Here is a 17,143-nt window from a genome sequence, read left to right on the forward strand (position 1 = left end):
ACCAATAATCCCTGCATAGCAAGAGCTTGAACTAGAACACCTCACCGAAAAACCTCAACTTTTATCGAATATGTCTTCCGTAGACACCAACTATATCGAATCTAGTTTCGATAGTCTAGTAGAAAGTTACTAAATATTTCTTCGATTATATTCGAGGGTCATAGAATATTTGTTTGAAGTTTTCCCTCTGATGCTTTAGACTGAGAACGAGACGGTTCATCGTTATGCTTACCTGGATCCAGTCAATACTCCAGGAACCATGGCGTGCGTAAATAGTTAGAAAGAAGGCTCCGCATGACACCCGAAGCTCAGCGCCCTCCGCTGACTCCGCGTCAGCAGAAAATTTTGGATGCGATTCGTACAGAAATCGAGCAGAAGGGATATCCCCCTTCGATGCGTCAGATTGGCGATATCGTTGGATTGGCTTCACTTTCTTCGGTGACTCATCAGCTCGGTCGTCTTGAGAAGATGGGATATATTCGCCGCGATCCAAAACTACCGCGTGCCATCGAGATTCTTGACGATATAGAGTCTGAGGGCGCTTCAGCCCATTTTCCGGAGCTGCCTACATTTGAGGTGAGCGATGAGGATATGGTTCCCGTGCCCCTCGTAGGTCGCATTGCTGCTGGTGGTCCTATTACGGCTGAGCAATCCGTTGAGGATGTTCTCTCTCTCCCCCGCCAGCTCGTGGGCAGTGGGAAGCTTTTCATGCTTCGCGTCAAAGGGGATTCGATGATTGACGCCGCCATATGCGACGGTGACTGGGTTGTTGTACGTGAACAACACACCGCCGATAATGGAGACATTGTTGCGGCTCTTCTTGACGACGAAGCGACCGTCAAAGTATTCCGCCAAGTAGATGGTCATACCTGGCTACTCCCCCGAAATTCCCAATATGAGCCCATACTCGGCGACCGCGCCACGGTGATGGGTAAAGTAGTTTCTGTTCTGCGAAGCATCTAACGGGGACCTTCTGACCTGCGCGCGTTTTTCTCAAAAGACACAACGCTAGAGGTTCCTTTCCTGCGTATTCAGCCGTCTCATGTCCAGAAGGAATAACAGCACAATGATTGACCGTGAGATCGTTTTTATTGTCTATGTATCGGATATCGAGGCCTCAGTGTCCTTCTATACGAGCATTCTAAATCTTGAGGTCAGTTTTACCTCGCCACGCTATGTCACCATGGATTTAGCGCCGGGAGTCTCGCTAGCGTTGTGGACCGGAGCAAGCAATACTCTTCATGAAACTTCAACACGTACGTCTGAGGTATGTATAAATCTCAAGGGCTCCGATGCAGAAATCCTCAGACAGTACCAAGCCTGGGTGGAACAAGGGGTTGTCATATTGGAAGAGCCCCATCGTGATGTATTTGGGATGACTTTCGTAGCAAGTGATCTAGATGGGAACCGTATCCGAGTTGCCCCGATAGACTAACTAATTACTATAGGCAGCCATAAGCGCAAAATACATCAGGGAGGGTACCGTCGAACGGTACCCTCCCTTTCCCACATTACATCTATGGACGCTTCGCTACGTTCATGTCTCGGCACCAGTACCGGAATACAACGTGTATTAAAACCCGCGTATCTTATTGTTTTTAGTCAATACTCTGGTAAAGCCGTTCCAAAGCGCCTAAAACAACATTCTTATCCTGGGTGGTCCAAAGGTTAGGCATCGCCCGCATCAGGTACCCGCCGTATCGCTGAGTCGCCAGCCTAGAGTCAAGGATCGCCACTACCCCGCGATCGTGGACGGAACGTATCAATCGCCCTGATCCCTGAGACATGCGGATTGCCGCATGATATGCCGAAACAGCCATAAACCCATTCCCGCCTTTTTCTGCCACGGCACGGGTACGCGCTTGAGCGAGAGGATCGTCTGGGCGCGGGAACGGTATACGGTCCATCAGTACCAGACGACAGGAATCCCCAGGAACATCCACTCCCTGCCAAAGGCTCATGGTGCCGAAAAGACAAGCATTTATATCTTCAGTAAACTCCTCGACAAGAGCCCGCAATGAGGACTCTCCCTGCAAGAGAATATTCAGATCCGTGTGCTGACGTACATATTCAGCCGCCTGTTCGGCACCTCGCTTCGACGAGAATAACCCCAGAGCCCCACCACCAGAAGCTTCACATAATTCGCGTAATCGTTCGAGCTGCTGAGGATTCACGCCAAAGCTCGGTTTGGGCAAATCGGAAGCCACATACATAATGCCCTGCCGCGGATAATCAAACGGAGAGCCTACATCAAGACCTTCCCAGCGCGGAGCCTGCGGCCCAGCCAGCCCCAGGGAGCCGGCTACTGCATCGAAGGATTCCCCCACAGTAAGCGTTGCGCTCGTAAGAATAACGGTACGATCCTCAAAAAGCCCCTCACGTAAACGGCTTCCGATATTCAAAGGAGCAACGTGGAGTGTGGCGGGATCCTGATCAGAAGCTGCGGTATATCGTCCGTTTTCCCAACCGCCCTGGCGTGATAACCACAGCACTTCGCGATGTTCAGCAGATTCTAAAATGCGCGTTGCAGCATCATGTACCTCAGAAACACGTGAACGAGCCATCTGAAGCCCGGCATCCGCCTCTTTATTGTCGCTCTTAGAGTCGGAAAGCGCCGCCCGTGCGGCATCGGCTACAGCCGCGAGTGCGTTCAGAAGTCGCCCTTCGAGCCTTTCTATTAAGCCCTCAGAAACACCTTCACATGCGGTTTCTAAAGAACCGGCGGCTTGTTCGAGCGCGCTGGAGTCTGCTTTGGAGTTCTTGCGGATATCGCGAGCGGCACGTCTAATTAAGGAAGCAGAAAGGGAATCCGTCACCGCGCCAGTCACGCGATCTGCGAGCTCATGCGCCTCGTCAATAATAGCGATATCGTGTTCGGGAAGTACACCTAAACCTTCAAAAGCGTTGATGGCAAGCAGCGCATGATTAGTAATCACGAGATCGGCTTCATATGCTTCTTGGCGCGCCCGCTCACTAAAGCACTCCTCAACGAGGGGGCAGCGTTTTCCCAAACACTCTGAGGCGCTCACGGATACCTGCGCCCAGGCACGATCCGATACACCAGGTTTAAGTTCATCGCGGTCGCCGGTCTCGGTTCGTTCCGCCCAGGACCTTAACCGCAGTACCTCTTCACCGATGCGAGACGTACTACGCTGAGGCATGTCGAAGAGAGTATCAGGTTCCTCTTCGGGGTATCCGCCGTCGAGTTTGTGCAGGCACAGGTAATTGTTCCTGCCTTTGAGGATTGCGACCTGAGCTTCAGATTCGGGCTCAGAAGAGAGCGCCTCCATAAGTTTTGGAAGGTCTCGTTTTACGATCTGCGCTTGGAGGGCTAGGGTTGCGGTTGCCACAACAATGGGTTTTGTGCTTGCACCCGCATGATGCAGGGCTGGCACCAAATATCCGAGGGATTTACCGGTTCCGGTGCCTGCCTGCACGAGGAGATGCCGCTCGAGGTCGAAAGCTTGCGCAACATGGGCTGCCATCCTACGTTGTCCGAGGCGTTTTTGCCCGCCCGTTTTTTCAATCGCACGATCGAGCAAATCTAACACGGGTTTTGCACCGGGCAGAGTTTCAAGCTCCATCCCGGTGGGCGCAGTAATATTATCGGTCACGGGCACTCACGCTCTCATTACGCGAGTTCACAGACGGCTTCTGGCTCAGAGGCAGAGTCTTGAAGCTCCAATTCAAGCACTTCAAGGAGCTCGCCGTCGATCACATAGTCGGAGAGTTCTGCGGCGACATCCTCACGCACCAAAGCGGTGACAAAGGTTCCATCTGAGACAAACGCAGTACTTTTAATCTCAGCGTCCCAGGCATGAAGACGGGAAATAACTTCACCGTGGTTGTAGGGGATCAGTAACTTAACTTCAAGCGATGGGCGCGGAATTGTATCCGCGATCTTCTGCTTGAGTTCGTCAATGCCCTCCCCTGTGCGCGCCGAGACGATGACGTGGTTCGGTTCGCGCTGTCGCATGCGTTCGAGGATAAAGGGATCAGCCGCATCCGCTTTATTGAGCACAATAATCTCGGGTATACGACGAGCATCTAAATCTGCGATAACCTCCCGCACGGCGCGAATCTGCCCCTCAGGGTCTGGGTGAGATGCGTCTACCACATGCAGAATCACGTCTGCATCGGCTACCTCTTCGAGCGTGGAACGGAATGCTTCCACGAGCTGGGTGGGTAGCGAGCGCACGAATCCTACAGTGTCCGAAAGTGTATAGCCGATGCCGTCCGGAGTCTGTGCTTTGCGTACGGTCGGATCCAGGGTTGCGAAGAGTGCGTTCTCCACCAGAACACCGGCATCGGTCAGACGATTCAGCAACGACGACTTACCTGCGTTCGTATACCCCGCGATAGCGACCGAGGGTACCCTGTTGCGTTTACGGCTTAGGCGTTTTGTTTCACGTGCGGGCGCCATAGCGGCTATTTCTCGCTTGAGCTTTGCCATACGGGCACGCAGACGGCGGCGATCCATCTCGATTTTGGTTTCACCAGGTCCGCGTGAACCAATGCCTTCACCGGATGCTGCACGCCCGCCTGCCTGGCGTGACAGGGATGCGCCCCAGCCGCGCAGACGCGGGAGCATGTATTCGAGTTGGGCAAGTTCGACCTGTGCTTTGCCTTCACGAGACTTCGCGTGTTGAGCGAAGATGTCTAGAATCAGGGCGGTACGATCGATCACTTTGACTTTGACGATGTCTTCGAGGGCTCGTCGTTGTGAGGGTGCTAATTCAGAGTCGACGATCACGGTATCAGCACCGGTTGCCTCAACAATGTCTTTGAGTTCGAGGGCTTTTCCGGAGCCAAGAAAAGTTCCGGGGTCTGGTTTGAGGCGGCGCTGAACTAGCCCGTCCAGCACTTCAGATCCTGCGGTTTCGGCGAGTGCGGCGAGTTCTCGCAGGGAGTTCTCGGCATCTTCGACGGTCCCTTCGGTCCATAGCCCGGCGAGAACCACGCGTTCTAGGCGCAGCTGACGGTATTCGACTTCGGTCACATCGTCGAGCTCGGTAGATAGCCCGGCGACTCGGCGTAATGCGCGGCGTTCGGCGAGGTCTTCCTGCTCGCCGTCAAATTCTGAGTGTTCCCGCTGATTATCGGAAATTTCTCGGGCACGGGTATCGAGCACGCGGCGTTGTGCGGTGCTACCGGTGCTTTCGGGGTAGATAGTGGTCTGTGCCGCTGCGTCTGCACGACCCAGGACTCGTTCTACGGTTCGGCGTAGCTGCTCATCACTGGGCAACTTTTCGCTGGAAAAAGAGGTATTTGTTAATTTCATATGTTCCTCTATTTTAGCGGTCGCATGCCACAGTTGTCGCGGTTTTCGGGTATCTCTCGCTGTGGGCGCATCAGCGTAGCAGCGATGATGCGGGGCACATCCAGGTACACTGGATTCATGAGCGAACAGCATTATTTTTCCTCGTCTCCCGAAGCCGAGTTCAAACCTCGAACGGTTCAGGTTGAGTTGGCGGGTCGTCAGGTTTCCGTGACGACCGCGAACGGTATTTTTAGTCCTTCGGGAATAGACAAGGGAACTACGGTTCTTTTCGCGCAGGTACCTGAGCCGCACGGAAAATATATGCTCGATATTGGATGCGGCTGGGGACCCATCGCGTTATCTTTAGCTATGCTTGCTCCGCAATCTGAGGTTTATGGGATTGACGTCAATTCCCGGTCGCTTTCGCTCACGGAACAGAATGCCCGCGCTTTGGGGTTGCATAACGTCTCGGTGAGCACCCCCGATGAGATAGATCCCACGTTACGTTTCGATACTATCTGGTCCAATCCTCCGATTCGCGTGGGTAAAGAGGTTTTGCACAATATTCTGCTCACGTGGCTTCCGCGGCTAGCCCCCGGCGGCGCGGCTTATCTGGTCGTTCAAAAGAATTTGGGTTCTGATTCCCTGCAAAAATGGCTGGATGCGCAGCTCACCGAACGTTTTGGACCCGAGTTTTCGGTATCTCGATATGCCATGTCGAAGGGTTTCCGTATCTTGGAGGTTGTACGTTCTCCCAAAGGTTCTTAAAGGCTTCAGGTGGATGCTCACGCGATAATGCCCGCCAGCTTCTTCGCCTCAGAAGAAGATTGACAGGCATAAGTTCTCAAAAATCCTGGGTTAGTGGAGCTCAATCTTGGCAACCGTCTGAGCTGGCCCTGCTAGAACGACGTGTTCGAGGTCGTCGGGGCCTAGAACGAAGGTTACTGCGAGCGTGCCGCCGGGAACATGAACCAGCCATTCATCGGGCGCCTCTTCGCCACCCCAAAAACGGGTTGCCGCCGCAGCCGCGCATGCGCCAGTCCCGCAGGATAGAGTCTCACCTACGCCGCGTTCGTATACGCGCATCCTGATGGCTCCAACGTTTTTATTCTCGTCAGACGTTTCTAGATCAACCGGAACCACAAACTCAACGTTAGTCCCTTTTTCCGGGGCTGGATTTACCTGTGGCTGGCTGTTCAGATCGAGTCCGTCCAATTTGCCTTCCTGACCCAGCATCACCACGGTGTGGGGGTTACCCATCGAAATCGACAGACCGGCTCGGGGAGTCATCAGTCCACGCGCCGAAACATGCGAATCTTCACCACTTTCGCGTGCTGTGTCTCCATGGATAAAACTCCACGGACCCATATCAATGGCATATCCTTCTTCAGTGCGCGCCACGATTTTGACGCCGCCTCGCGTAGCAATCTTGACGGTCTCACCCACCTCAAGGTCAATCATCCCTTCAGTACGCAAGTAATCGACGAATGCACGCACGCCATTCCCGCACATTTCAGCGATCGAGCCGTCGCCATTACGGTAATCCATAAACCAGATAGCGTCTGGATGCTCTTCCAGCAGATTCTGCCCGGTCCTGAAATTTTCGGTATACGCTGCACGGATAAAGCCGTCGGCACCGATTCCAAAATGACGATCGCAGACACGCGCGATGAGGTCAGCATCGAGCGGGATCTCAGAGGCTGGGTCGGTCAGAAATATAAAGTCATTACCCGTTCCATGCCCCTTTGTCAGAGTACGCCCGGCTAGTTCTCCCCACGTGGATACGCCATCGGTCATGCTCGTTCTCTACCCTTCGTTCTTCGTGACTAAATCTCTGTAAATTCTACCGGTTTACCGCAGAGGATGCGCTGCTTAAGCGGGTTTCGGTCCTTTACAGCCTTGGCTCGCCTGGTGCACGACCTCAAGCGCTTGGCTGAGCAGGTTCTTCGATTCGGCGTCAAACCAGTGTACGCGGTCGTCCCCGCGAAACCAGGTTATCTGACGGCGCGCAAATTGTCGGGTTGCCGTCGCGGTGTCTTCGATCGCATCGTGCAGAGTATACGTCGCACTCAACGCGGAATCGGGGTCGGTGGACTGCACATCCAAAACCTTCAAAAACTGGGCGTACCCGATGGCACGTGAGGCAGTCTTTCCCTCGCGTAGACCATGCTGTTCCAGCGTTCGTACTTCGTCTAAAAGCCCTAATTCTGCCATGTTCACCACCCGCCGGTACAGGCGTTCGTGCAGACGCTTACGATTCATATCCAGCCCAATCTGTATGGCGGGTGAGACATATTCGCGTACTGGCATGAAGGCAGAAAAGGGACGCCCCGTCACCTCAAAAACTTCGAGGGCACGGATAACGCGCCGCTCGTCGTGAACACGCGCCGCAGAGTCAGGATCGACCTGAGCCAGGCGTGTACGCAAAACACCGATCCCCTGCTGGGCGGCTTCCTGCTCCAACCGAGTCCGAACCGCCGAATCCATACCGGGAAATTCGAGTTTATCGAGAGCCGCCCGAACATAGAGACCGGATCCGCCCACCAGAATAGGGTGCTTACCGCGCGCTCTAATATCCGCAAAGAGCTGCCGAGCTTGATGCTGAAATTCCGCTACCGAAGCCTCCTGCGTGATATCCAAAATATCGAGCAGATGGTGAGGAACCCCCTGCATTTCCTCAGCGGTAATCTTGGCAGTTCCGATATTCATACCGCGATAGAACTGCATGGAATCCGCGTTTACGCATTCACCGCCAAGATGCCGGGCAAGAGCAGTTGCGAGCGCACTCTTACCGGTACCAGTGGCACCGACAATAGCGATAATAGGAGGCTCTAAGGGGTACGTCATGGGTCTATTGTACGGGTCTACAGATAATATGAGGCCGCGCGCACACCCTACGGTATCTAGGATTTAGGTCCAAGAGTGGGCATGCCAAGTCCCACAGGACCGCCCGAAGCCTGAGTAGTTCCGGCACCGCAGGATTCAGCCTGTGAACGGTCCCAGGCATCCCCGGCTCGGGTGCGGCGAAGCTGATACTGCTCAGCGGTGGGATCTGAAATCAGATGGAATGACCCTGCCTCAGTGATAGGAACGGTTACCATGTCGCCAGGGCGAGGCTCTTCGCACCCAGCAGGTACTGAGAAATGCACGAGGCGCTGATCCGGTCCGCGGCCCGCCAGACGATGCGTCTGCTGCGCTTTACGCCCAGACTCGGCGACAACCATCAGCTCAACGGTTTTACCCAACTGTTTACGGTTCTCTTCACCCGCGATACGGTCCTGCAGAGCCACTAAGCGTTCGTAGCGCTCTTGCACAATATCTTTTGGAATCTGGTTTTCCATAGTCGCCGCCGGGGTGCCGGGACGAATTGAGTACTGGAAGGTAAACGCTGACGAGAATCGGGCCTGCTCCACCACGCGTAGCGTATCCTGGAAGTCTTCTTCGCTCTCACCAGGGAATCCCACAATAATATCGGTGGTAATGACAGCGTGCGGAATGCGCTCGCGCACCTTCTCTAAAATACCCAAGAATTTCTTGGATCGGTATGAGCGGCGCATGTCTTTGAGCACCTTATCCGATCCCGATTGAAGCGGCATATGCAGAACAGGCATGACGTTCGGGGTTTCTGCCATCGCTTCTATCACATCGTCGGTGAACATAGCCGGATGCGGTGATGTGAACCGTACTCGTTCCAGTCCCTCAATATCACCGCAGGCGCGCAATAGTTTGGAGAATGCCTGACGGTCCCCAAATTCCACGCCATAGGAGTTCACGTTCTGCCCAAGCAGAGTTACTTCGATCGCACCGTCATCGACGAGCGCCTGAACTTCAGCGAGGATATCGCCAGGTCGGCGGTCTTTCTCTTTACCGCGCAGTGACGGCACAATGCAGAAGGTACAAGTGTTGTTGCATCCTACGGAGATTGACACCCAGCCCGAGTACACATGATCGCGTTTAGTGGGCAGAGTCGAGGGGAACACCTCAAGCGATTCGAGCAGTTCCGCCTGCGCTTCGTGATTGTGGCGGGCGCGTTCAAGGAGTGTGGGGAGCGAGCCAATATTGTGGGTACCGAACACGACATCTACCCAAGGGGCTTTTTCGATAATAGTGTTCTGGTCTTTTTGGGCCAAGCATCCGCCTACAGCAATTTGCATGCCTTCGTGGCGCCGCTTCACGGAGGCCAACTGTCCCAAATGCCCATAGAGACGATTTGATGCGTTCTCGCGCACCGCGCATGTGTTAAACACCACGAGGTCGGGTTCTTCTCCCTCGGCGGCGCGTACATACCCGTTCGCTTCTAGCAAACCAGACATACGTTCAGAATCGTGAACGTTCATTTGACAGCCAAAGGTGCGAACTTCATAGGTTCGGGGAGTTTCAGCGGACGTTGCGGATTCAGCAGAAAAATCATTTAGGGTCATGCTCACGCCATTAGGGTAGCGGATGGTGGATAATGGCTCTATGCAGGTATCCCTTAGTAATTCTTCCGGCCAGTATCCTGATGATCCCCTCGCGACTATTCTTGAGCGTGCCATCGCGGAATACCATCCCGCGCCCACGCACTCCCCCGCCGATTCTGAGGCGTTCCGGGTCAGTGTTCTCAAGATGCTTTCGTGGGCGGCAACCCTACCGGCTATCGGAGATCGGATTCCCTTCTCGCTGACGATTCTCTCAACCGGAATGCGCTCGGTAGTGCTGCGAGTACGCTATGGATCTAACCCGCATACGCCCTGGCAGCCCGAATCTGTCATCTTAAAACGTTATCGCCGCGGAGACTCGGCGACTAACGCAGGCGGTTTTGGATACCTTCGGGAAAAATACGGTGCGGTTGCCCTCGATGAAATGGTTCCAGATATCTACCCTGCCCTCTACGGTGTTGATGATGATCTACGCTGCTTAGCACTCGAAGACGTGGCTTTTGAAGGGTCGGTACCCGTTGCAAACTCCCTCATAGCTGATACCTCCACGCAGCTTTTCAACCAGAACAATACGGCACGCGCTTTTGCGGCTTACGCGGCAGTATGGGGTGAATTCGCCCGACAAGGAATTTTTGACGACACCGTCGATCAATATCGCGCGTCGCTCGCGAAGGCGGACCGCAGGGCACAGTTCCCGGGGGCAATGCCCTCCCCGAAACTTGCCGAGAAGGGGCTTCAACGCCTATATCCCGATCTCCCAGCAGAACGGAGCGAAGATGCCGAAGAACCTACAAACGATCTCCAAGAACTAATCTTCCGGTTCCATCGCATTACTCAGCCATTTTTCCTCAAACGCCCGCCAGTACCCGAGCAGTTTAAACGTAGCCGCGGGCAGGTCTATATGCTCTCGTCGGGAGATTTTTCGCCGCATAACGTGCTGTACTCCCCGGCCGATACGGCACCTTCTCGCGGTATGGGCACCCGCGCCTTTGATACGGAGGGAACCTGTATTCACCATCGCGGATTCCCTTTTGTGGAGGCGATGCTCGGGTTTCCCTCGTCGCCCCAGTACCCGCTTTACCGGGTAGATAGGGAACAGGAGCTTCCTAAATTTTATACGGTCCTCTTCGGTGAAATACCTTTAGATGCCAGGCTTGCAGAAGACATCGCGGTGTGCGCAGCTATTACGGTGTGTACGCTTTTGGAACTTTACGCTGACGGAGCTCGGGCGCGGGTTCTTCCCCGCATTTGCCGCCAGGGTGTTGAACTGATGCGCATCCTGCTTACTCTTGGGAACACTCAAGACCCCGCGCTTTACGATCTCATCCAGCGCCTTGGCGATTACGGCATGAACCTCGAAAAATAGATTAGACGGCACGTCCAGTTGCCTCACCGACGGCAAGCGTAAAATCCCAACTAATTCCGTTCCAGGTGAGAATCTGCGGACGCAGTTCCTCACGCAATGCGAAACTCTTATCGGCGTACCCCAGCAGATACTCGTCAAAGGCCGGGAGACTAAGCTCGCGGTTGAGCGCATCTCTGAGCTCCGAACGGGTAACGCCTTCTTGCCAGGAACCTACCGCATATTCTTGTCCACCCAGCACAATAGTCTGGGTACGGCGAGCATGTTCAAATGCATACCGGGCATCGGTTATTGTAATCCCAGCCCACCAGCGCAGATCCTCCGCGGTCACCGGCCCGTGACCGCATATATAACGTGTACCCAGTTCAGCCAGTGCCTGTTTTCGCTCGTATTTTGTGCGGGGCACAGGTATGGAGTCACGGTGCACGAAGCTTTCTTCTTTTTCCCGAAGCGGCCCCTGGAGAACCGTGCCCTCACCGCCGTAGAGTCGAATGAGGTGGCTGCGCCGCGATCTTGGCCCGCTATAGCCGTATTCGCACAGAATGGTGTAGAGATCAGTGCGGGTGAGCGGCTCAAGATGTCCCCTGGTTTGTAAAGCGTCATGAAGGTGCTCACGCCACCGTTCGAAGTCTTTGAGCGTAAAGTTACATTGACGCATATAGGCGGGCTGAGGCTTCGCGCCTCGGCCGGCGACAGCAGCATACAGCGAATCTGCACTATTGAGAGTCAAAAAGTGGAGTGTCCCGCGCATGGGCCACGAACGCACAATGCTGTAGTCGTGAATGCCTTCAAGAACTGTGTCAGTACTGCACCCAGCTCGTAGTGCAATGGCGCGCACACCGGCGTTATAGTTTTGCCCCTGAACAGCGTAGAGATGGTCTAAGGCATATACCGCAGCGTTCGTCTCTTGCCGCAGAGTGTCAGCGTCTACCCCTATATCGCGATGCGCTGCGCTTGGGGCGAGGAGCTGGGCGATCATACGCCTGGCACGAAGTTCTTGTAACGGCTGCATAGATGATCTCGTATCGGTCACGGCTCTTGTGAGACAGCTCAGCTGTCTTCTTCCCACTCGCTGCAGTACCTCTCGATTTCTTCTTTTACCACCGAAAACGCTACGGATGAAGAATATCCTCGACGTGCCAGCATACCTACTAGCCGACGCATGATTTTCTCCTTCTCGGTACGATCTGAGAAATTCATAGAAGGACGCAGTTTTTTGCGCACGAGCTCCGCCGCGTCCTGACGCTCATCTTCGTCCGTGCGTGCAGCGAGCGCATCTTCAGCAATTTCTCCGGTAATTCCTCGCTCTTTGAGTTCACGGCGCAGAGCGGTTCGGGAAAGTTTCTTATGTTTTCCCCGCTGTTCCACAAAGGAACGCGCATACTCGGCATCGTCAATCAGGTGAGCCGCCTCAAACTTATCGAGTAGCGGCTCTATAAGACTTTCTTCAAACCCTTTATCAGCAAGTTTTTTATGCAGCTGCGCGCGGGATTTAGCAGAATACGCCAGTTGATTGTAAATCAGAGTCTTTGCTTGCGTGTACGGATCTGGCTCTTCACGCTGTTTCCAACGTCCTGAGCGATTGGTACCCGGAACATTCGTCTTTTCTTCGGCAGCGATACCTCGAATAAGAGCTTCTTCTTCTGTGCTCAAAGGTTCGTTGAGGGCACTCCCCTCACGAAATAATGGACCTGATAACCGTTTCTTCTTCCGTACTTTTTCTGTATGTTCTTCCTCTGCACGATGAGCCCCAATAGCCGGGGCGAAGGGCGATTTTTCGGTGTTCTTGGGGCGCCGGAATCCTTTTTTCCAGTCCGGGTTTCGACGCTTCTTACGGGCGCCCGATGTACGCTCTACTGAGGTTTTTGATGAAGCGTTTTGTGTACGGGGTTCTGCATCATGTTGAGCTGCCGCCCCTCCCCCTCGTGTGCGTGGGAACGAGCGCGATGAGGAAGAACGATAGGGTGCAGAATCGGGGTCGGGTTTGTCTTCCACGTATCCGTGTGCGGCGGGATGCCAATCAGAAAATCCTGTGGCTTTGTCCTCTGCAGCATCAGAAATTGTTTCAGCGTCAGAAATCGCAGGGTCACTCAACGGGTTATCACCCCAGGCATCCGCCAACCAATCGTTACCCATGCCGCCTTCCTGTGCTGGTTCGATGCTGTAATCCTGTAGGTACAACGCCTCAAAAGGCGTAGAGTTCTCAGATATGCTAGAGCGTGTGTCGCGTATCCTCAAAGCTAAGCTATTGTGGATGCACGGCACACGCCATCTTATTTAGAATTCTTCTGCGAGCTCGTCGAGAGGATCGGCTTCAACCGGTGTGGCTTCAGCTTCTTCCGAAGATTCCTCGCCTTCAGGATCGATAATTCCGAGTTTTACGAGGACCTTATACTGTAGTTCCTCAGTCAATTCAGGGTTATCCTTGAGCAGTTTACGCACGTTCTCGCGCCCCTGCCCCAGCTGTTCGCCATCATAGGTAAACCAGGCGCCAGACTTCTTGACGATGTCATGCTCTACCGCGAGGTCAAGAATACCGCCTTCAACGGAGATACCCTCACCATACAGAATGTCGAACTCGGCCTGTTTGAAGGGAGGAGCCATCTTATTCTTCACGATCTTGGCACGAGTTTTATTGCCAATGGGGTTCGCCCCGTCCTTTAAGGTCTCAATACGTCGAATATCGATACGCACCGAGGCGTAGAACTTCAGGGCCTTACCGCCGGTCGTGGTTTCGGGAGAACCAAAGAACACGCCGATCTTCTCACGAAGCTGGTTAATGAAGATTGCTGTAGTGCCGGTGGACGCCAGGCGACCCGTAATCTTACGGAGAGCCTGGCTCATCAAACGCGCCTGCAAGCCCACATGAGAATCACCCATATCGCCGTCAATCTCGGCGCGGGGAACGAGAGCCGCTACAGAGTCGACCACAACGATATCTACAGCACCGGAACCAACCAGCATATCCATAATTTCGAGTGCCTGTTCCCCAGTATCGGGCTGCGATACCAAGAGGGCATCGGTGTCAACGCCGAGTTTGGCAGCATAGACCGGATCGAGCGCATGTTCAGCATCAATAAACGCCGCGATACCGCCCGCTTTCTGCACATTCGCTACAGCGTGCAGAGCGACAGTGGTCTTACCGGAAGATTCAGGACCATAAATTTCGATCACACGGCCGCGGGGCAGTCCGCCGATACCGAGAGCAGCATCCAAAGCGATAGCGCCGGTTGAAATAACCTCCGTTTTCACGGTCTCTTTATCGCCTAGACGCATAATCGCGCCTTTACCATAATCCTTGTCAATTTTAGCCATCACGGCTTCGAGTGCCTTGGCACGGCCTTCTTCAGGAACACGAGCGACGCCCTGTGCCTTGCTGTTCTTTGCCACGGTTAGTTACCTCGTTCTATCAATAGAAGGTCTCAATGATTCTTCGGGAGGTGCTTCTCGCCACCCTCTGCACACTACTCTACGAAGTCCGCCTGACACTTTAAGACCGGCGGCGGAAGAATGTGGAAAAATCCCCCAGAAAGTACAGATATTTTTACTCTGTGGATAGATTAGCATGACTCGAACAAAAATCCTATAAATCGCACAAATTTTCGGCAAATTTTTTCGAATTTATGCTCGCCGTGTCCATCTCAGGTTCTCCCCATGTGGTATCTCAACAGCCCCTAACCGGGCTTATCTCGCAGCAATTCATGGATTCCGGCTACCTGCGCGGCTCACGGTCGGGTCCCAAACGGCGAACCTCCGGAATATCCTGTGTCTCACAGACCGCAAGCCAAACATCCTTCGGCGCAACCCCAGCTTCAAGTGCCTCTAAAGCCGTCATATTCCCAAGCGACCCAAGCACCAAATCTCCCGCCAAAACTCGGGCATACCCAGCACCGAATTCGTAGTCCATATTGGTCCAAAACTCACTGAGTTTCATCGTCCCTCCTTACGCTCTCCTGTTTCAGAGCACATCCGAGAAAAAATCATGAGAACGCTTCATCAGAGTCCCCTACGAAAGTAGACCCCTACCGTTGTCAGTGCACAAAAAAGCGAACCGCGCATCATAACGGATGCGCGGTTCGCTCACATAGGTCTCTTAGAGCGAAGCCATCATGTAATCGTTACGGTACTGCTCAGCAAGCTCGGCGGGAACGGTATCCGGAACGTGTACACCCTCTAGAATTGCCATACGATCGGCAACTTCACGGAGCATCTGGTACATCGGGATATCAAGCGCCTGGCAAATCCATGCCAGAAGCTCCGAAGAAGCTTCCTTCTGCCCACGCTCGACTTCGCTGAGATAACCCAGGGAAACACGTGCGCTCTGTGAAACCTCGCGTAGGGTACGACCCTGGCGCTGACGAACGTCACGAAGAACCTCGCCAATAGCCTGGCGCAGAGGTACAGTCTTTGCCTCTTCCACAACAGGAGCTACCTGCTGCGGAGCTGGGTTAATTTCTTTCCACCGGGTAATACCATTAATAGATACACGCTTCTTGGTCATATGCGTTGTTCCTCCTCGTACGTAGGTCAACCAGTGTTCGGTTCTTACAGTTATTAAGCCTAACTCATTTTTTAGTTCTCGGCTAGCCTCGGGTGCTGTACCGTTTATATGAGCCTGGCTAGTATATATTCAAACTTACCAAGCTATAGTTTTATTCCCATGCACCTGGGAAATCCCTGGAAAATTGATTAAAGTATCCCGTGAAAAGATACTTCAGCTGACCTCTAGATAAGACTACGATGCGTCCTTAGTACCGTGCACAGCCTGGGTCAGCAGGAGAATTGCATCCGCCGTTGCCGAGGCGCGAATCTGTACCCGATCCCCCTCATAGTGCCGCTGTACGGCATAGGTTGCCTCTGGAGTGTGCACACCCAAAAATACGGTACCAACGGGCTTACCATCGTGCGGCTCTGGCCCTGCAACTCCAGTGGTCGAAACCCCGTAGTCAGCTCCACAGATCCGTGCGGTTCCCTGCGCCATCTGCCGGGCAACTTCCGGATCAACTGAACCATTCTTAGCTAAAAGCTCCTCGTTTACGCCTAAAACGGATGCCTTGACCGCGCTCGCATATGAGATAACCCCGCCGCAGTAGTATTCCGAGGCTCCCGCAACGGTGCAGATAGTACCCCCGACGTCTCCTCCCGTTAGAGATTCCGCCGTAGCGATTGTCAGACCTGTACCGACCAACGCATCGTGAAGCATCTGAGAGGCTTCCTTCGCGCTATGCGGTACCGTTTTGAGTACATCCATAAGTACTCCTCCCAACGAGATATATCCGGCGTATAAAATACCGGGACAGTCCATCTAGAACCGTCCCCAGCCTCATGACTGTGCGGGATGCTGCGCCAGCCATGTCTGGCGCAGCTGATGGGCATCACGCACATAAACCGCCCCTGTCCAGACGGTAATAGCGGTTACCGCCGCCATAAGAACCCATCCGGGAACCAACCAAGGTTTGCCGAGGAGTCCTAAGGGTAAAAGCATCACCACGAGAGCAACGGTTTGTAAAACGGTTTTGATCTTTCCGCCCTTATTTGCCGCCATAACCCCGTATTTGATAACGAAAAAACGCATGATGGTGATTCCCCACTCCCGAAGGAGAATTACAGCGGTCACCCACCACCACAGCTCGCCCAACCAAGAAAGGGTAATAAACGCCGCACCGGTAAGGAGCTTATCAGCAATAGGATCAGCGATCTTCCCAAAGCTCGTGATGAGGTTACGGCTTCGAGCCAGGTAACCGTCCGCCCAGTCTGTAATCATCGCGGCGATAAAGAGGGCAAAAGCAAGCCACCGCTGCGCTATATCTTCAGCTCCGAATGTTCCGCCTGCAAGGAGCACTACAACGAAAAAAGGAACTGCAATAATACGCACAACCGTCAGAATATTCGGCAGATTCCAGTTAGATACATGACGCTCGGTCTGCGATACCGCCGATGCTGATTCCTGACTCACTGTTACCCTTCGTCTCTACAGTCTGGTACCAACGACTCGCTGTTGGCTGCAAGGAACTCCCAGAGCGTAGCCCTTGCCTCATATCTTTCCAGTATACGAGGTATCGTTCCTATAAGAATGGCATTCCGATAAATCCTTGTTCGGGC

The 17,143-nt window shown here is 53.8% G+C and carries 16 protein-coding genes; 4 read left to right on the forward strand and 12 right to left on the reverse strand.

Annotated features, from left to right (window positions below):
* Positions 1-294 precede the first annotated feature (294 nt).
* Together lexA and HMPREF2981_RS04090 are read left to right on the forward strand one after the other, a co-directional pair.
* Complete coding sequence (gene lexA, locus HMPREF2981_RS04085; protein WP_048753103.1) at positions 295-963, forward strand: transcriptional repressor LexA; 669 nt, start codon at positions 295-297, stop codon at positions 961-963.
* 103 nt (positions 964-1,066) lie between these two features.
* Complete coding sequence (locus HMPREF2981_RS04090; protein ID WP_048778731.1) at positions 1,067-1,435, forward strand: VOC family protein; 369 nt, start codon at positions 1,067-1,069, stop codon at positions 1,433-1,435.
* Between the two features lie 163 nt (positions 1,436-1,598).
* Here HMPREF2981_RS04090 and HMPREF2981_RS04095 read toward each other — a convergent pair whose 3' ends face one another.
* Together HMPREF2981_RS04095 and hflX are read right to left on the reverse strand one after the other, a co-directional pair.
* The gene (locus HMPREF2981_RS04095; protein WP_070661056.1) at positions 1,599-3,584 is read right to left on the reverse strand and encodes an ATP-dependent DNA helicase; all 1,986 of its coding nucleotides are present in this window, start codon (positions 3,582-3,584) and stop codon (positions 1,599-1,601) included.
* A 47-nt stretch (positions 3,585-3,631) separates the two neighbouring features.
* Positions 3,632-5,281 carry a GTPase HflX gene (gene hflX, locus HMPREF2981_RS04100; RefSeq protein WP_070660958.1) on the reverse strand — a complete coding sequence of 550 codons (1,650 nt, stop codon included), beginning with the start codon at positions 5,279-5,281 and terminating at the stop codon, positions 3,632-3,634.
* Positions 5,282-5,398: 117 nt separating this feature from the next.
* Between hflX and HMPREF2981_RS04105 the strand changes: the two genes are divergently transcribed.
* Positions 5,399-6,028 (forward strand): class I SAM-dependent methyltransferase, encoded by a 630-nt coding sequence (locus tag HMPREF2981_RS04105; RefSeq protein WP_070660968.1) that lies wholly within the window; start codon positions 5,399-5,401, stop codon positions 6,026-6,028.
* A 90-nt stretch (positions 6,029-6,118) separates the two neighbouring features.
* Here the strand turns inward: HMPREF2981_RS04105 and dapF are convergent, their stop codons facing one another.
* From dapF to miaB, 3 genes are all read right to left on the reverse strand, one after another.
* Entirely contained in the window at positions 6,119-7,057 is a 939-nt protein-coding gene (gene dapF, locus HMPREF2981_RS04110) for a diaminopimelate epimerase (RefSeq protein WP_004006274.1), read from the reverse strand.
* A 75-nt stretch (positions 7,058-7,132) separates the two neighbouring features.
* The gene (gene miaA, locus HMPREF2981_RS04115; RefSeq protein WP_070660971.1) at positions 7,133-8,107 is read right to left on the reverse strand and encodes a tRNA (adenosine(37)-N6)-dimethylallyltransferase MiaA; all 975 of its coding nucleotides are present in this window, start codon (positions 8,105-8,107) and stop codon (positions 7,133-7,135) included.
* Positions 8,108-8,163: 56 nt separating this feature from the next.
* On the reverse strand, positions 8,164-9,681 hold the full coding sequence (gene miaB / locus HMPREF2981_RS04120; RefSeq protein ID WP_004006272.1) for a tRNA (N6-isopentenyl adenosine(37)-C2)-methylthiotransferase MiaB: 1,518 nt from the start codon (positions 9,679-9,681) through the stop codon (positions 8,164-8,166).
* Positions 9,682-9,721: 40 nt separating this feature from the next.
* On the opposite strand from miaB, the gene HMPREF2981_RS04125 reads away from it, so the two are divergent.
* A complete protein-coding gene (locus HMPREF2981_RS04125; protein WP_246825251.1) occupies positions 9,722-11,044 on the forward strand; it encodes a hypothetical protein in 1,323 nt (440 codons plus the stop codon).
* A gap of 1 nt (position 11,045) precedes the next feature.
* Here the strand turns inward: HMPREF2981_RS04125 and HMPREF2981_RS04130 are convergent, their stop codons facing one another.
* From HMPREF2981_RS04130 to pgsA, 7 genes are all read right to left on the reverse strand, one after another.
* Positions 11,046-12,074, reverse strand: a complete 1,029-nt coding sequence (locus HMPREF2981_RS04130; protein ID WP_246825252.1) for a DNA glycosylase AlkZ-like family protein — start codon at positions 12,072-12,074, stop codon at positions 11,046-11,048.
* A 17-nt stretch (positions 12,075-12,091) separates the two neighbouring features.
* Complete coding sequence (locus HMPREF2981_RS11040; RefSeq protein ID WP_246825253.1) at positions 12,092-13,177, reverse strand: regulatory protein RecX; 1,086 nt, start codon at positions 13,175-13,177, stop codon at positions 12,092-12,094.
* A 141-nt stretch (positions 13,178-13,318) separates the two neighbouring features.
* The gene (gene recA / locus HMPREF2981_RS04140; protein WP_070660980.1) at positions 13,319-14,431 is read right to left on the reverse strand and encodes a recombinase RecA; all 1,113 of its coding nucleotides are present in this window, start codon (positions 14,429-14,431) and stop codon (positions 13,319-13,321) included.
* A gap of 322 nt (positions 14,432-14,753) precedes the next feature.
* The gene (locus HMPREF2981_RS04145) at positions 14,754-14,975 is read right to left on the reverse strand and encodes a DUF3046 domain-containing protein (RefSeq protein ID WP_004006267.1); all 222 of its coding nucleotides are present in this window, start codon (positions 14,973-14,975) and stop codon (positions 14,754-14,756) included.
* A gap of 159 nt (positions 14,976-15,134) precedes the next feature.
* Positions 15,135-15,542 carry a helix-turn-helix domain-containing protein gene (locus tag HMPREF2981_RS04150; protein ID WP_004006266.1) on the reverse strand — a complete coding sequence of 136 codons (408 nt, stop codon included), beginning with the start codon at positions 15,540-15,542 and terminating at the stop codon, positions 15,135-15,137.
* Positions 15,543-15,776: 234 nt separating this feature from the next.
* A complete protein-coding gene (locus HMPREF2981_RS04155) occupies positions 15,777-16,292 on the reverse strand; it encodes a CinA family protein (protein ID WP_070660982.1) in 516 nt (171 codons plus the stop codon).
* A 72-nt stretch (positions 16,293-16,364) separates the two neighbouring features.
* Complete coding sequence (pgsA, locus tag HMPREF2981_RS04160; protein ID WP_070660984.1) at positions 16,365-16,997, reverse strand: CDP-diacylglycerol--glycerol-3-phosphate 3-phosphatidyltransferase; 633 nt, start codon at positions 16,995-16,997, stop codon at positions 16,365-16,367.
* Between the last annotated feature and the right edge of the window lie 146 nt (positions 16,998-17,143).

The sequence above is a fragment of the Rothia sp. HMSC069C01 genome (assembly GCF_001814655.1).
GTDB lineage: Bacteria > Actinomycetota > Actinomycetes > Actinomycetales > Micrococcaceae > Rothia > Rothia dentocariosa.

Bases quoted from the DNA above. Each gene is read 5' to 3' on its own strand.
- HMPREF2981_RS04150 (WP_004006266.1), bottom strand. From the start codon at position 15,542: ATGACCAAGAAGCGTGTATCTATTAATGGTATTACCCGGTGGAAAGAA.
- HMPREF2981_RS04095 (WP_070661056.1), bottom strand. From the start codon at position 3,584: ATGGAGCTTGAAACTCTGCCCGGTGCAAAACCCGTGTTAGATTTGCTC.
- HMPREF2981_RS04125 (WP_246825251.1), top strand. From the start codon at position 9,722: ATGCAGGTATCCCTTAGTAATTCTTCCGGCCAGTATCCTGATGATCCC.
- HMPREF2981_RS04145 (WP_004006267.1), bottom strand. From the start codon at position 14,975: ATGAAACTCAGTGAGTTTTGGACCAATATGGACTACGAATTCGGTGCT.
- dapF (WP_004006274.1), bottom strand. From the start codon at position 7,057: ATGACCGATGGCGTATCCACGTGGGGAGAACTAGCCGGGCGTACTCTG.
- HMPREF2981_RS11040 (WP_246825253.1), bottom strand. From the start codon at position 13,177: ATGGGTAACGATTGGTTGGCGGATGCCTGGGGTGATAACCCGTTGAGT.
- HMPREF2981_RS04105 (WP_070660968.1), top strand. From the start codon at position 5,399: ATGAGCGAACAGCATTATTTTTCCTCGTCTCCCGAAGCCGAGTTCAAA.
- HMPREF2981_RS04155 (WP_070660982.1), bottom strand. From the start codon at position 16,292: ATGGATGTACTCAAAACGGTACCGCATAGCGCGAAGGAAGCCTCTCAG.
- hflX (WP_070660958.1), bottom strand. From the start codon at position 5,281: ATGAAATTAACAAATACCTCTTTTTCCAGCGAAAAGTTGCCCAGTGAT.
- miaB (WP_004006272.1), bottom strand. From the start codon at position 9,681: ATGACCCTAAATGATTTTTCTGCTGAATCCGCAACGTCCGCTGAAACT.
- HMPREF2981_RS04090 (WP_048778731.1), top strand. From the start codon at position 1,067: ATGATTGACCGTGAGATCGTTTTTATTGTCTATGTATCGGATATCGAG.
- miaA (WP_070660971.1), bottom strand. From the start codon at position 8,107: ATGACGTACCCCTTAGAGCCTCCTATTATCGCTATTGTCGGTGCCACT.
- lexA (WP_048753103.1), top strand. From the start codon at position 295: ATGACACCCGAAGCTCAGCGCCCTCCGCTGACTCCGCGTCAGCAGAAA.